This window comes from Streptomyces sp. NPDC079141 (genome assembly GCF_040686775.1).
Taxonomy (GTDB): domain Bacteria; phylum Actinomycetota; class Actinomycetes; order Streptomycetales; family Streptomycetaceae; genus Streptomyces.
Genome location: NZ_JBFBLP010000010.1, coordinates 46,481 through 60,491 on the forward strand (window position 1 = coordinate 46,481; position 14,011 = coordinate 60,491).

The following is a 14,011-nucleotide window of genomic DNA, read 5'->3' on the forward strand; positions in this document are numbered from 1 at the left end:
AGAAAGAGGCCTCATGCCCTCCGTGCGCTCCACCCTGCCACTCGCCGACTTCCACCACCTGATCCGCACTGACCTCCAGCTCCCCCTTGCCGACGACCAGTTCACCTCGGACTTCGACGAACTCCCCGACTGGGACTCCCTGCTCCTGCTCAAACTGGTCGTCCTCCTGGAACGCGCCACCGGCCGTCCCGTCCCCGTCTCCCGCCTCTTCGAGACCCGCAGCCTCCAGGAGATCTACGACGTGGTGGCGGCCTCATGACCCACAGCAGCCATCCGGTCCGCGACCGCCGCCACACCCTCCACTTCCTGGAGTACGCGGCCTCCCAGCGCCCGGTGCACCTCGACACCGACATCGACATGAGCCACGTACAGGCCCACCGCGACGCCGCCGAACGCCACTACTCGACCGTCACCTACGTCCTGCACGCGGCGGGCCGCGCCCTGGCCGCCCACCCCGAGGCCAACGCGATCCTCGCCCCGGGCCTGCGGCGCCGGGTGGTCCGCTTCGAGGGCGTCACCGGAAAGCTCGCCCTGGACGCCCGGGTTCCCGGCGGCGACCGCATCGTGCTGTCCGCCCTGCTCCCCGCCCTGGAGACGGCGACGCTCGACGACATCCAGGACCGCGTCGACCACTACCGTCGGGCGCCGGACCCGACCGCGCTCCCAGAGTTCCGCGGCGCCCGCACCCTGGCCAGGCTGCCCGCCTGGCTGGGCCGCATGGCCTTCGCCGCCGCCCTGCGCAACACCCGCCGCCGCCCGTCCGTGCTCGGCACGGTCTCGGTCAGCTCCCTCGGCCACCGCCCGGTCGACGGCTTCCACTCCACGGGCGGTACGGCGGTGACGCTGACCTGCGGCCGCACGGCACCGCGCCCGGTCGTGCGGGACGGCGGCCGGATCGAGCCCGCCCCGATGATGCGGCTGGGGCTCACCTTCGACCACCGGGTCCTGGACGGCGCGGCGGCCGCCGACGTCCTGGCCGACCTCAAGGCGTCCCTGGAGGCCGACTGGCAGGCCGGCGCCCACTCGCGCCGACTCCACGCCGCCAGGCCCACGACGGAGCAGGAGCCGAACTCATGGACCGCCTGAGCGAGTTGAAGGAATACGCCCTGCTGCACGCCCGCAACCAGGGCATGACCGCACGGCACGCGGCCCGCATCCTGGCCCGGATCCACAACGACGACCCCGGCGACCAGGCCTCCTGGGCCCGCGTCTGGTCCGCCGAGGCCGACGCGCTGGCCGCCCGCGGACGCCTCCTCGACGCCTGCCGCTGCTACGCCCTGGCCCGCTTCCCCTACCCCGGGGACGACCCTCGCATCCGCGCCCAGCACGCGGGCGTGACCGCCTTCGACACCTGGCGGCGTGCCCGCCGCCGGGGCATCGAACGACTCGAACTCGCCCACCCTCAAGGCCGCTTGGCCTGCTGGACGACGGGCCTGCGCCCCGGCGGCCGGCGGCCCCTGCTGGTCATGACCGGCGGCATCGTGAGCGTGAAGGAGCAGTGGGCTCCGCTGCTGCCGAAGCTGAGCCGCCTGGGCTACGCGGCGGTGGTCACGGAGATGCCCGGCGTCGGCGAGAACACCCTCCCCTATACGGCGGACTCCTGGCGCCTGCTCCCCTGGCTGCTGGACGAGCTGTCCGACCGGGCCCGCACCACCGACGCCACCCTGCTGTGCCTGAGTTTCAGCGGCCACATGGCCCTGCGTACGGCCGTCGAGGACCGCCGGGTCGGCCGGGTCCTGACCGTCGGCGCCCCGGTCGCGCACTTCTTCACCGACGACGACTGGTGGGACCGCGTCCCCGGCATCACCGTCACGACCCTGTGCCGGCTGACGGGGGCCGCGGATCCGGCCGAACTGCGCTCCCTGCTGAAGGAGTTCCCGCTGGAGGCGGAGCAACTGGGCGGCGTGCGGGCGGCGGTGCGCTATGTGGCCAGCGCCCGGGACGAGATCATCCCGCCCCGGGAACAGGCCCTGCTGCAGGCCGCGTTGCCGGACATCCGCGTCAAGACGTTCGACGATGTGCACGGCTCACCGGACCATGCCGGCGCACTGCGGCGCTGGCTGGTGCTGAACCTGCTGCGCTCAGCACGTGGTCGTGCAGCCGGGTGAGGGCGGGGCTCGGACTGATGCCGAGTTCGTCGTGCAGGGAACGCCGTACGGTCCGGTAGGCGCGCAGGGCGTCGGACGGCCGCCCGGAACGGTGCAGCGCGACGATGAGCTGGCAGTGCAGCCGCTCGCGCAGCGGATGAGCCACGGCCAGCTCCATCAGTTCGCCGGTGACCTCCCGGTGCCGCCCGAGCTTGAGATCGGCGGCGATCCGCAACTCCAGCACGCTCAGCCGCTGCTCCTCCAGCCGGGTGGCAGCGGAGCGCAGCACCACGCCCTGCGGCACGCCCGACAGGGCCGGCCCGGCCCACAGCGCGAGGGCCTGCCCCAGCGTCCGTGAGGCACCCGCGTGGTCCTCACCCCGCAGCTCGGCCCGCCCCCGCTCGCTCAGCTCCTCGAAGCGGTGCAGGTCCAGCTCGTGCGGGTCGATGTCCAGCTGATAGCCGGGCGCCCTGCTGACCAGCGGCCGCCCGGCACCGCCCTCGGCGAGGGCCTTGCGCACATGGCAGACGTACACATGCAGCGTGCCGGCGGCGGTGCGCGGCGGATCGTCGGGCCACAGCTCGTCGATCAGGGCCTCACGGGAGACCACCGACCCGGCCCGCACCAGCAACGTGGCAAGAACGGCCCGCGGCTTGGCCGCGGCAGGCGTACGGGGCTGAAGGCGAACCGGCCCCAGAACTCGAAATCGCACGGGTCAGCTCCTCTCAGGAAACTGCCCCAGACCCTTCCGAACCCACCTGAAGAACCGAAGGAGCCCGAGAGGAGAGCGCCCCTTCAGGGGCGCGGGGCTGTGTCGATATGCGGCTCCGCCGCGCGGGCGCGAGCAACCACACACAACCCCGCACCCGCGACCCGAAGGGTCACCCCACCGACGAGTAGGCCACAACCCCCCGCAGCAACTGATCAACCGCCTTACGCGCAGCCTTCGCCACCGTCGAGCCCTCCACAGGCGACGCCGCCGAGATCTGCCCCAGCACATCGATCACCTGCTTGCACCACCGCACGAAGTCCCCCGCGGGCATCTCCGCCTCCCGCAGCACCTCGTCCAGCCCCTTGCCGCTGGCCCACATGTACGCGGCCCAGGCGAACCCGAGATCGGGCTCACGCTGCCCGACCCCCTCGGTCTGGCTGATCCGGAAGTCCTCCTCCAGAGCGTCCAGCCGGCCCCAGATCCGCACCATCTCACCGAGCGCGGCCTTGGCCTTGCCCGAGGGCAGCTTCGGCGCCATCGCATCGTCGCTGAGCCGGGCCTCGTACACCAACGCGGAAACGCACGCGGCCAGTTCGGCAGGGGCGAGCCCCTCCCAGACCCCGGCGCGCAGGCACTCGCTGGCCAGCAGGTCGAGTTCGCCGTAGAGCCGGGCGAGTCGCCGCCCGTGCTCGGTGACCTCGTCGCCGCGCAGATAGTCCAGCTCGGTCAGCAGGGCCACGATCCGGTCGAAGGTCCGCGCGATCGTGTTGGTGCGGCCCTCGATCCGCCGCTCCAACTGCGAGGTGTCCCGCAGCAGCCGGTGGTACCGCTCGGCCCAACGCGCGTGGTCCTCACGCTCGTTGCACCCATGGCAGGGATGCGCCCGAATGGCCGTCCGCAGCCGGGCGATCTCCCGGTCGTCGGCGGCCTGCGACCGCTTCTTGCGCGCCCGCTCGGGCGGAATGTGACCGGCCTTGGTGCGCAGCGCGCTGGCAAGGTCCCGACGGGACTGCGGTGAGCGCGGGTTGAAGGTCTTGGGGATCCGCATCCGCTCCAACGGCTCGACGGGGACGGGGAAGTCCAGCGAGGCGAGCCGCTTGACCTGCCGTTCGGCGGTGAGCACCAAGGGGCGGGGGCCGTCGTGGTGCTCGAAGCCCCGGTGGCCGTTGGACCGGCCGGCGGGGAGCCCCGGATCCAGTACCAGGGCCAGCCCCGCGTACTTGCCCGTCGGCACATGGATGACATCGCCCGGCTTGAGCTTCTCCAGGGCGACGGCGGCCTCGGCGCGCCGCTGGTCGGCGCCCTGCCGGGCCAGTTCGGTCTCGCGGTCCTTCAGTTCCCGGCGCAGTCGCGCGTACTCGTCGAAGTCGCCGAGGTGGCAGGTCATGGAGGCCTTGTAGCCCTCCAGGCCCTCTTCGTTGCGCTGCACCTGCCGGGAGATCCCGACGACCGACTTGTCGGCCTGGAACTGCGCGAACGACGTCTCCAGCAGCTCCCGCGAGCGGTGCCGCCCGAACTGCTCGACCAGGTTGACCGCCATGTTGTACGACGGCTTGAAGCTGGAGCGCAGCGGATAGGTGCGCGTGCCGGCCAGCCCGGCGAGGTGCTCGGGGCTCATGCCCCGCTGCCACAGCACCACGGCGTGGCCCTCGACGTCGATGCCGCGCCGCCCGGCGCGCCCGGTCAGCTGCGTGTACTCGCCCGGGGTGATGTCGGCGTGCTGCTCGCCGTTCCACTTGACGAGCTTCTCCAACACCACGGACCTGGCGGGCATGTTGATGCCCAGCGCCAGCGTCTCCGTCGCGAAGACGGCCTTGACCAGCCCGCGGACGAACAGCTCCTCGACGACCTCCTTGAAGGTCGGCAGCATGCCCGCGTGGTGGGCGGCGATGCCGCGCTCCAGGCCTTCCAGCCACTCGTAGTAGCCGAGTACGTGGAGGTCCTCGGTCGGAATGGAGGCGGTGCGCTCCTCCACGAGGGCCCGCACCCGCTCGCGCGCCTCCTCGTCGTTGAGCCGGAGCCCCGCGTACAGGCACTGCTGGACGGCGGCCTCGCAGGCGGCGCGGCTGAAGATGAAGGTGATGGCGGGCAGCAGGCCTTCGGCGTCGAGCCGTTCGATGACCTCGGGCCGGCCCGGGGTCCACACCCGCGACCGCTGCCGGCGCTCGCGCTCCCGGTCGGCCTCGCGCATGGCGCGCCCGCGTCTGCGGTCCTGGAACGAGGGGCGGGTCGCCTCCATGCGCGCGAGCCGTGCGAGGTCGGGGTTGACGGCCTTCTTGTGGCCTTCGCCCTCCTCGAACAGGTCGTACATCCGGCGCCCGGCGAGCACGTGCTGGAACAGCGGCACGGGCCGGTGCTCGGAGACGATCACCTCGGTGTCGCCGCGGACGGTGTCGAGCCAGTCGCCGAACTCCTCGGCGTTGGACACGGTGGCCGACAGGGACACCAGGGTCACCGACTCGGGCAGGTGGATGATCACCTCTTCCCATACGGCGCCGCGGAACCGGTCGGAGAGGTAGTGCACCTCGTCCATCACCACGTAGCCGAGCCCGAGCAGGGTCTGGGAGCCCGCGTACAGCATGTTCCGCAGCACCTCGGTGGTCATCACGACCACCGGGGCTTCGGAGTTGACGCTGTTGTCGCCGGTGAGCAGGCCGACCTTGTCGGTGCCGTAACGGCGGCACAGGTCGGCGTACTTCTGGTTCGACAGCGCCTTGATGGGCGTGGTGTAGAAGCACTTCTTGCCCTGCTGGAGGGCGAGGTGGACGGCGAACTCGCCCACGATCGTCTTGCCGGAGCCGGTGGGCGCGGCCACCAGCACGCCCTTCCCCGCTTCGAGTGCCTGGCAGGCCTCGATCTGGAAGGGGTCGAGGCCGAAGTCGTACATCTCGCGGAAGGAGGCGAGCGCGGTGGCCTGCTCGGCAGCCCGCCTGCGGGCAGCCGCGTACCGCTCGGCCGGTGAGAGGTCCTCTGTCATCGTGCTTTCGAGCGTACCGGGCCCCACTGACAACAGGACGATCATTATCCGGATCCGGGTGCGGTAAACCCCGGATCCGCGCAGCTCACGGCCCTACGACCCGTACCGCACCGGGTACGCAGCGTGCGGTCAGCGGCAGCGGCCCGAGCGGCTCCCCGTCGGCGTACCCGGTGATGTTCTCGGCGGCGATCTCGACCTTCGCGGCCCGCACCACGGTGACCTTGGGGTGGTCGACGTGCCGGCCCCGGTAGACGCTCGGGAACACCCTGAGCAGGGTGGCGCGGGAGCAGTCCCCCACGATCGTGATGTCGAAGAGCCCGTCGGTGAGGTCGGCGCCGGGGCAGATCCGCATGCCGCCGCCGTACGAGGAGCCGTTCCCGACGGCGACCAGGGTGGCCTCGATCTCGCGCACCTCGCCGTCGTCGAGCGTGATCCGGTAGGGGAAGGGCCGGAAGGCGGCGAGTTCGGCGAGCATGGCGACGTCGTACTTGAGGCGTCCCGCGGGCCATCGCATGCGGTTGCCCCGGTCGTTGACGCGGGAGTCGAAGCCGGAGGCGAGGACCGTGCCGAACCAGCGGCCGCCCGCCTGTCCGAGGTCGATGTCGCGCAGCCGGGCGCCCTTGAGCGCCTCGGCGATCAGGCGGCCGGCGGCGGCCGGGTCGCGCACCGGCAGGCCGAGGGCGCGGGCGAAGTCGTTGCCGGTGCCGACGGCGACCAGGCCCAGCGGGGTGCGGGTGCCGGCCACGGCCTGGAGCGCGAGGTTCGCCATGCCGTCGCCGCCGACGGCGATCAGTGCGCCGGTGCCGTCCTCGACGGCGGCACGCGCGCGCGTGAGGGCGTCCTCGGCGTTCTCCCCGAGGACCGTGCGTACGGTGAATCCTGCCGCCCGCAAAGCGGAAGCGGCCGGCTGCGCCGCACGGGCGCCCCGGCCGCGACCCGCGGTGGGGTTGACGAAGAGGGTGAGCTCGCTGGTCACGGAACCGACCCTACGAGCTGCCTGCCGATCTTCAGGTCACGTCGTCATAACCGTTGACCCGGTCCGGTCCGGCCTGCTCGGGCAGTGCGCGGCTGGCGGAGACGGTCTCGACCTCGCCGATCGTCTCGGGGGTGAGATCGAGCGCGGAGGCCTCGTCGTCGGCGGGGCCCATGGCGTCGCGGCGGCGCCTGCGGCGGTCGTTGAGCAGCGAGACGACGACGGCGGCGAAGTACAGGATCCAGATGGGTCCGGCCAGCGCCAGCATGGTCAGCGGGTCGGTGCTCGGGGTCGCGATGGCCGCGAACACGGTGATGCCCATGATCATGCCGCGCCACCAGCCGAGCATGCGCTTGCCGGTGATGGCACCGCTGAAGTTGAGCATGACCAGCAGCAGGGGCAGCTCGAAGGAGAGACCGAAGACGACCACCATGCGTGTGACGAGGTCGAGCAGGTCGTCCAGCGGCAGCAGGTTGTCGACGCCGAACGGCGTGAACTCGATCAGCACCTTCGCGGTGGTGGGCAGCACCTTGTACGCGAAGAAGGCGCCCATGAGGAAGAGCGGGAAGCCCGTGGCGACGAACGCGTACGCGTACTTCCGCTCGTGCTTGTGCAGGCCCGGGGCGACGAAGGCCCAGAGCTGGTAGAGCCAGATCGGCGAGGCCAGGACGACACCGGCCATCAGCGACACCTTCAGCGCCAGCGTGAAGGGGGTGAGCAGACCGTTGATCGTGATCTGCGCACACTGCTCTTCGCTGGTGGACTTCGCGAGTTCCTCAAAGCTCTTCGCGCAGCCGACCGACTCAAGGATCGGCTCGGTGAAGAAGCTGATGATGTCCATGTAGAAGAAGGCGGCGACGATCGTCACGGCGACGATGGCCAGCAGCGCCTTCGCGAGCCGGTTGCGGAGCTCGCGAAGGTGCTCCGCGAGGGGCATCCGCCCCTCGGGATCCTTCTCCTTGTTGCGGGCAGGCTTCAGCAACCCACGTTCCCATCTCGTGCGGCGGGCCGGAAATCACCGGCCCTGCGTCAGCGCTTGGTCGTGTCCGTCGGCTCGGAGACCGGGCGCGAGCTGGTCACGTCGCCGGGGGCGGCCTGGATGATGCGCTGAGCGGGGGGCTGCTCGTCGTTGTTCGGCGGGTCGGCGGGGGCGGCGGGCTTGCCGTCCTCCTTCATCGCCTTGGCCTCGCTCTTGAGGATGCGGGCGGACTTGCCGAGCGACCGAGCCATGTCCGGAAGCTTCTTCGCGCCGAACAGCAGGATGATGACGACGAGGATGAGAATGATCTCGGGAGCTCCGAGCCTTCCGAACATAAGTCTTTACCTTCTCACCGAGGCTGCTTGGGTTGGGGTGCTGTCCGACCGGTCGGACAGGTGTCCGAACGATCGTGTTGTCAGCGATCGTAACGCTCAGGGGTGAACGTGAGGCAATCCCCGTGCGTACTCCCGGTCCGCGGTCCGGGCCTCGTTCTCCGGGCCGCGACCAGCAGCGTACCTGGCGGGGGCACCAAGTTGACAGGGCGAAGTGGCCCAAACCGCATGCGGCGCAGGACTCACACCCAACTCTCAGCCGGACTCACAGGGAGTCCACAGCGCGGGCCGTGCTCACGGCCGCCCGCTCCAGGTCCTCCGCCGCCCTGTTGATGCGCCGCGCGGAGTCCGAGACCTGCCTGCCCAGGCGCTGCGCCTCCACAAAGACCCGCACCGCGAGCACGCCGAGAACGACGAGACCCAGGAAACCCACAGCTACCGCGAACATCGGCCAGAACATGACGCCGAGCCTAGAGGGTCGAGTGCAGCCGCAGGGTTCTGACCCCGCCCCCGGTCAGCAGCTCCACGATCCGCTCCCCGGCCGGCTTGCGGACGGCGGCGCCGCAGTCGGGGCAGGTGAAGGAGTAGAAGGTGGTGCGGCTGCTGGCGCCGATGGCCAGGCGCAGGGCTCCGGCGGCGAGCTCGAAGCTGCCCCGGCAGTCCGGGCAGCCCGCCCTGAACACCACGGGGTTCACGCTTCTCATCCCCGCGAACGCGGACGCCACCGACACTCCCGGCCCACCAGACGTCGCCGACTCGCTCAAAGCCCCTGCGCTCCTCTCCATTGGTCGATCGCCTCCGGGGCGCTCCCGACCGGTGCCTGCGGTAGGACCGTGCTCAGCCTTACGGGCCCCGGCGCCACCTCGGCACCGGTGCGCCCCCTGCGGCTCACTCCCGCTTGTCGCCCTGCGTCCGCACCTCGACCCCGTCGTAGGCCGCCAGCGCCTCACGGGCCGCCTGCCGGGCGCTGTCGGCCAGCTCGGGCGGGGAGACGATCCGGCCGTCCCGCCCGAGCCGCAGCGCCAGCCGCCGCAGCGACGCCGGGTCGGGGGTGCGCAGAGTGATACGCAGTCCGCCGTCGGGAAGCTCATCCGCACTGTCGTGCGGGTAGTACTCGGCGACCCAGCGCCCGCCGGGGCCGACCTCGACGACGACCTCGGGGTCCTCGGCCGCGGGCTGCACCAGCCCCTCGGACAGGTCGCGCAGCTCGACCTCGGGCGGCGCGGACGGCTCGTCGAGGATCCTGATCTCGGCGACCCGGTCGAGCCGGAAGGTGCGGCGCGCCTCGGAGCGGCGGCACCAGGCCTCCACATACGTGTGCCCGACGCTGACCAGGCGGATCGGGTCGATCTCGCGCTCGCTGAGCTCGTCGCGGGCCGGCGAGTAGTACCGGATCCACAGCCGGCGCCGCTCGGAGATGGCCCGGTCGACGTCGGCGAAGACACCGCCCTCGGACTCGAAGGTCACCGACAGCCGGGCGCTGGCCCCGGCGGCCTCCCCGGCCGCGGCCTCCACCTTGGCGGTGGCCCGCAGCAGCGCCTGCCGGTCGCCCTCGCGCAGCCCGGGCAGCGTGGCCACCGCGCGGGCGGCCACCAGCAGGGCGGTGGCCTCGTCGGAGGCCAGCCGCAGCGGCTCGGCCGTCTCCTCGCCGACGGCGGCGGGGTTGTGCCACCAGATGCGCTCGCCGTCGGTGTCGATGTCGAGCAGGTCGCCACCGCGGAAGCTGGTGCCGCACATGGGCAGCACATCGAGGTCCGAGACCAGCTCGTCCTCGGTGATGCCGAAGGCGCGGGCGACGTCCTCGACACGGGCGCCGGGGCGCTCCTTGAGATACGTCACCAGGGAGAGCATCCGCCTGGTCTGGTCGATGGCGTTCACGGGCCTGACCGGTTTGCCTGCCACTGTCTTCGTCCGCTCCCCCTCAGCCCTTGGCCACGGCACGCAGCCGGTCCATCACATCGGCCCGCAGCTCGGCGGGCTCCAGCACCACCACGTCCGGTCCGAACTCCACCAGCCAGGCATCCAGCCCGTGCCCGTACGGAATCTCCAACTCGTCCCAGCCGTCGCCGAGTTCCCGCACCCAGGTGGCCTTCGCCCGAAGGGGGTACCCGGCGCCGGTGCGCAGCCGGATCAGCGCGGAGCGGTCGGCGGTCTCCCCCGCCCAGCCCGCGACGGTCTCGCGCACGGTGACGACATCGGGCACCGGCGCGGTGAACTTCCCCGAGCGCGAGCGCACCTTGCCGGTGATCCGCGACAGCCGGAACACCCGCTCGGCGCCCCGGTCGCGGTCCCAGCCCGCCAGATACCAGTGGCCGCGCCAGCACTCCAGCGCCCACGGCTCGACATGCCGGGGCTCGGGGCGGGCGGCGGTGGCCTTGCGGTAGTCGAAGACGACGGGACGGCGGTCGCGGCAGGCCAGCATCAGCGGCTCGAAGGCGACCTCGTGCACGGGGATACGGGGCTCCAGGGCGCCATGGGCCTCGTAGGGGTCGACGTCCTCGGGCAGACCCGCCGCGCGCAGCTTCTGCAGGGCGCCGCTGGCGGCTCCGGCGAGCCGGGCCTGCTGCCACACCTTGGCGGCAAGCCCCAGGGCGGCGGCCTCCTCGGCGTCGAGGGTGATGGGCGGCAGGCGGTTGCTGTCCCGGCGGGCCATGTAGCCGACCTCGCCGTCGAGGTTCTCAACGGTCTCGATGACCAGGCCGAGCTCCCGCAGATCGTCCTTGTCCCGCTCGAACATCCGGTTGAAGGAGTCGTCGCTGCCCGCTTCGAGATAGGCCTCGATGGACTCACGCAGCTCGCGCTTGCTCAGTGGCCGCCGCGTCCCGAGCAGACACAGCGCCAGATTCATGAGCCGCTCGGCCTTGGCAATGGCCATCGATGCCCTTCGCCTTCCTATGGTGCTTACGACCGATGACCGTACCGCCCCGAAGTGGCGCGGCAAAAGCCGAGGGCCCATGCCCGGACAGGCATGGGCCCCAGGTGATCGGGTCCGGTCGTACGACGATCAGACCCCAAGTGATCAGACTCCGAGGAGGTCGACCACGAAGATCAGGGTCTCGCCCGGCTGGATCGCCGGCGTCGGGCTCTGGTTGCCGTAGGCAAGGTGCGCCGGGATGGTCAGCTGGCGGCGGCCGCCGACCTTCATGCCCTGCACGCCCTGGTCCCAGCCCTTGATGACCCGGCCGCCGCCCAGCGGGAAGCGGAACGGCGTACCGCGGTTCCAGCTGGCGTCGAACTCCTCGCCGGTGCTGAAGGCGACACCGACGTAGTGCACGGTGACGGTCTGGCCCGCACGGGCCTCTTCGCCGTCGCCCTCCCAGATGTCCTTGATCTCCAGGTCGGCCGGGGGCTCGCCGTCGGGGAAGTCGATCTCGGGCTTGTCGATGCTCACGTCTCTAGCTCCATGCTCGGTGTCGAAAGGCAACGGACACAGTCTTACATCTCCTACCAGGTCACATCTTCGCCAGGATGTCGACCGAGAAGACCAGCGTGGAGTCCTTCTCGATGCCGCTGCCCTGCGGGGGGTTGTCGCCGTAGCCCAGGTCCGGCGGGATGACGATGAGGACCCGGCTGCCGACCTTCTTGCCGGTCAGACCCTGCGACCAGCCCTTGACGACCTGCTGCAGGGAGAAGGACGCCAGCTGCTTGTTCGCGTACGTGGAGTCGAACTCCTTCCCCCCGTCCCACACCACGCCCTTGTACTGCACCAGCACGCTGTCCTCGGCGCCGACCTTGTCGCCGTCGCCCTCCAGCACGTAGTTCGCCACCAGCTTGGTGGGCGCGTCACTGTCGGGGATCTCGATGGAGGGCGCCTTGCCGTCGGTGTTGGTACCGACCTTGGGCAGGTCCACATTGTCCTGGGCGACCTCGGAGCCCTTCGCGGAGCTCTTGGCGTTGAACGTGCCCTGCACATCCACCACGAACACCAGCGTGTCGGTGCCCTTGATGCCCGCCTGGCTGTTGCCCTGCGTGCCGTACCCCCAGGTCGGCGGCACGGCCATCTGCACCCGGCTGCCGACCTTCTTGCCCGCCAGCGCATAGCGCCAGCCGTCGATGATGCTGCCCTGGGCGAGCTGGATCACCAGCGGCGTCTTACGGTCGTAGGAATTGTCGAAGACCTTCGCCGTCGCCCACACCTGACCCAGATAGTGCGCCTGGATGTAGTCGTTCTCCGCGACGGTCTGGCCGCCGCCCGCGATGACCGTCTTCACCGCAAGGTCCTTCGACGGATCGCCGCTGCCCTTGGCCACGGTCGGCTTCTCACCGAACTTGGTGCCCGCGGTGATCGCCGGCAGCGGACCGTCCACGATCTTCGGCGACGGCGCGGCCGAGGTGCCCGAGGCCGACGGCGACGCGCTGTCGCTGGCCTCGCTGGAGTCGGCATCCTCGTCACCGCATGCGGCGAGCGTGGCCAGTCCTGCGGGTACGGCAATGAGAAGTGAGCGTCGGCGCACAGTGGGGGCCTCGTAATCGGTCGATCTTGCAGATGGCGTGCGCGCAACTCTACGGCGTGAGAAGGGCGCCGTACGGGAAACGTACGGCGCCCGTGTTGCGTTCCGGCGATCGGGCCGAAACACATCGCTCACATACCGGCGATCAGTTTCTCCACCCGGTCGTCCACGGAACGGAACGGGTCCTTGCACAACACAGTGCGCTGTGCCTGGTCGTTGAGCTTGAGATGCACCCAGTCGACGGTGAAGTCCCGGCGCTGCTCCTGGGCCCTGCGGATGAAGTCGCCGCGCAGCCGCGCCCGAGTCGTCTGCGGCGGAACCGACTTGCCCTCGAAGATCTTCAAGTCATTGCAGATCCGCGCTGCTTGACCCTTCCGCTCCAGCAAGTAGTACAGACCACGACGGCGGTGGATGTCGTGATAGGCGAGGTCTATCTGCGCGACCCGCGGATGCGACATGGTCATGTTGTGCTTGGCACGGTAGCGCTCGATGAGCTTGTACTTCATGACCCAGTCGATCTCGGTGCCGATCCGGTCGAGATCCTCCGCCTCGATCGCGTCCAGCGTGCGACCCCACAGCTCCAGCACCTGCTCCACCGTGCCGGTGCGGATCCCGCGCCGCTCGCAGAAGTCCACGGCCTTCTCGTAGTACTCGCGCTGCACCTCCAGCGCCGAGGCCTCCCGGCCGCTGGCCAGACGCACCTTGCGCCGGCCCGTGATGTCATGGCTGACCTCACGGATCGCCCGGATCGGGTTCTCCAGGGTCAGATCACGCATCACCGTGCCCGCCTCGATCATGCGCAGCACCAGATCCGTCGCGCCGACCTTGAGCAGCATCGTCGTCTCGGACATGTTCGAATCGCCCACGATGACATGCAGCCGGCGGTAGCGCTCGGCGTCCGCGTGCGGCTCGTCGCGCGTGTTGATGATGGGCCGGGACCGGGTCGTCGCCGAGGAGACGCCCTCCCAGATGTGCTCGGCCCGCTGACTCACGCAGTACACGGCACCGCGCGGCGTCTGCAGGACCTTGCCCGCGCCGCACAGCAGCTGACGGGTGACAAGGAACGGAATGAGGATGTCCGCGAGCCGGGAGAACTCCCCGTGCCGCGCCACCAGATAGTTCTCGTGGCAGCCGTAGGAGTTGCCCGCCGAGTCGGTGTTGTTCTTGAAGAGGTAGACGTCGCCCGCGATTCCTTCCTCGTGCAGGCGTCGTTCGGCGTCTACCAGGAGTCCTTCCAGAATGCGTTCGCCGGCCTTGTCGTGGGTGACCAGTTCGATCACGTTGTCACATTCGGGTGTCGCGTATTCCGGATGTGACCCCACGTCGAGATAGAGGCGGGCGCCGTTCCGCAGAAAGACATTGCTGCTGCGGCCCCATGACACGACACGGCGGAAGAGGTACCGCGCCACCTCGTCAGGCGACAGGCGGCGCTGTCCCCTGAACGTGCACGTGACGCCGTACTCGTTCTCCAGCCCGAAAATGCGGCGGTCCATGACTGAA

The 14,011-nt window shown here is 70.5% G+C and carries 15 protein-coding genes; 3 read left to right on the forward strand and 12 right to left on the reverse strand.

The window, feature by feature from the left end; all coding sequences use genetic code 11:
• The first annotated feature begins 13 nt into the window (after positions 1 to 13).
• From AB0Q90_RS25575 to AB0Q90_RS25585, 3 genes are read left to right on the forward strand one after another with little or no spacing between them, the layout of a single operon-like run.
• A complete protein-coding gene (locus tag AB0Q90_RS25575) occupies positions 14 to 259 on the forward strand; it encodes a phosphopantetheine-binding protein (RefSeq protein ID WP_363160822.1) in 246 nt (81 codons plus the stop codon).
• Positions 256 to 1,086 carry a 2-oxo acid dehydrogenase subunit E2 gene (locus AB0Q90_RS25580; protein WP_363160823.1) on the forward strand — a complete coding sequence of 277 codons (831 nt, stop codon included), beginning with the start codon at positions 256 to 258 and terminating at the stop codon, positions 1,084 to 1,086. The genes AB0Q90_RS25575 and AB0Q90_RS25580 overlap by 4 nt, the downstream gene beginning before the upstream one ends.
• Positions 1,074 to 2,108: an alpha/beta hydrolase gene (locus tag AB0Q90_RS25585; protein ID WP_363160825.1), complete on the forward strand. Its 1,035-nt coding sequence runs from the start codon at positions 1,074 to 1,076 to the stop codon at positions 2,106 to 2,108. The genes AB0Q90_RS25580 and AB0Q90_RS25585 overlap by 13 nt, the downstream gene beginning before the upstream one ends.
• Here AB0Q90_RS25585 and AB0Q90_RS25590 read toward each other — a convergent pair.
• The 12 genes from AB0Q90_RS25590 to pafA form a co-directional block, all read right to left on the reverse strand.
• Entirely contained in the window at positions 2,002 to 2,799 is a 798-nt protein-coding gene (locus tag AB0Q90_RS25590) for an AfsR/SARP family transcriptional regulator (protein WP_363160826.1), read from the reverse strand. The two genes, AB0Q90_RS25585 and AB0Q90_RS25590, sit on opposite strands and share 107 nt — an antisense overlap.
• A 169-nt stretch (positions 2,800 to 2,968) precedes the next feature.
• On the reverse strand, positions 2,969 to 5,821 hold the full coding sequence (locus AB0Q90_RS25595) for a DEAD/DEAH box helicase (RefSeq protein WP_363160827.1): 2,853 nt from the start codon (positions 5,819 to 5,821) through the stop codon (positions 2,969 to 2,971).
• Between the two features lie 40 nt (positions 5,822 to 5,861).
• Positions 5,862 to 6,752: a diacylglycerol kinase gene (locus AB0Q90_RS25600; RefSeq protein ID WP_363160828.1), complete on the reverse strand. Its 891-nt coding sequence runs from the start codon at positions 6,750 to 6,752 to the stop codon at positions 5,862 to 5,864.
• Between the two features lie 31 nt (positions 6,753 to 6,783).
• Positions 6,784 to 7,731, reverse strand: a complete 948-nt coding sequence (gene tatC, locus AB0Q90_RS25605) for a twin-arginine translocase subunit TatC (RefSeq protein ID WP_363160829.1) — start codon at positions 7,729 to 7,731, stop codon at positions 6,784 to 6,786.
• A 47-nt stretch (positions 7,732 to 7,778) separates the two neighbouring features.
• Entirely contained in the window at positions 7,779 to 8,063 is a 285-nt protein-coding gene (gene tatA / locus AB0Q90_RS25610) for a Sec-independent protein translocase subunit TatA (RefSeq protein ID WP_363160830.1), read from the reverse strand.
• Positions 8,064 to 8,325: 262 nt separating this feature from the next.
• Entirely contained in the window at positions 8,326 to 8,520 is a 195-nt protein-coding gene (locus AB0Q90_RS25615; protein WP_363160831.1) for a hypothetical protein, read from the reverse strand.
• Between the two features lie 10 nt (positions 8,521 to 8,530).
• Positions 8,531 to 8,824, reverse strand: coding sequence for a hypothetical protein (locus tag AB0Q90_RS25620; protein WP_363160832.1), 294 nt, complete (start codon positions 8,822 to 8,824; stop codon positions 8,531 to 8,533).
• Between the two features lie 124 nt (positions 8,825 to 8,948).
• Positions 8,949 to 9,962 carry a WYL domain-containing protein gene (locus AB0Q90_RS25625; RefSeq protein ID WP_363160833.1) on the reverse strand — a complete coding sequence of 338 codons (1,014 nt, stop codon included), beginning with the start codon at positions 9,960 to 9,962 and terminating at the stop codon, positions 8,949 to 8,951.
• 19 nt (positions 9,963 to 9,981) lie between these two features.
• A complete protein-coding gene (locus tag AB0Q90_RS25630) occupies positions 9,982 to 10,935 on the reverse strand; it encodes a WYL domain-containing protein (RefSeq protein ID WP_363160834.1) in 954 nt (317 codons plus the stop codon).
• A 144-nt stretch (positions 10,936 to 11,079) separates the two neighbouring features.
• A complete protein-coding gene (locus AB0Q90_RS25635) occupies positions 11,080 to 11,451 on the reverse strand; it encodes an FKBP-type peptidyl-prolyl cis-trans isomerase (RefSeq protein ID WP_363160835.1) in 372 nt (123 codons plus the stop codon).
• Between the two features lie 61 nt (positions 11,452 to 11,512).
• A complete protein-coding gene (locus AB0Q90_RS25640; protein WP_363160836.1) occupies positions 11,513 to 12,514 on the reverse strand; it encodes an FKBP-type peptidyl-prolyl cis-trans isomerase in 1,002 nt (333 codons plus the stop codon).
• A gap of 128 nt (positions 12,515 to 12,642) precedes the next feature.
• Positions 12,643 to 14,004 carry a Pup--protein ligase gene (pafA, locus tag AB0Q90_RS25645; protein ID WP_363160837.1) on the reverse strand — a complete coding sequence of 454 codons (1,362 nt, stop codon included), beginning with the start codon at positions 14,002 to 14,004 and terminating at the stop codon, positions 12,643 to 12,645.
• Positions 14,005 to 14,011: the final 7 nt, after the last annotated feature.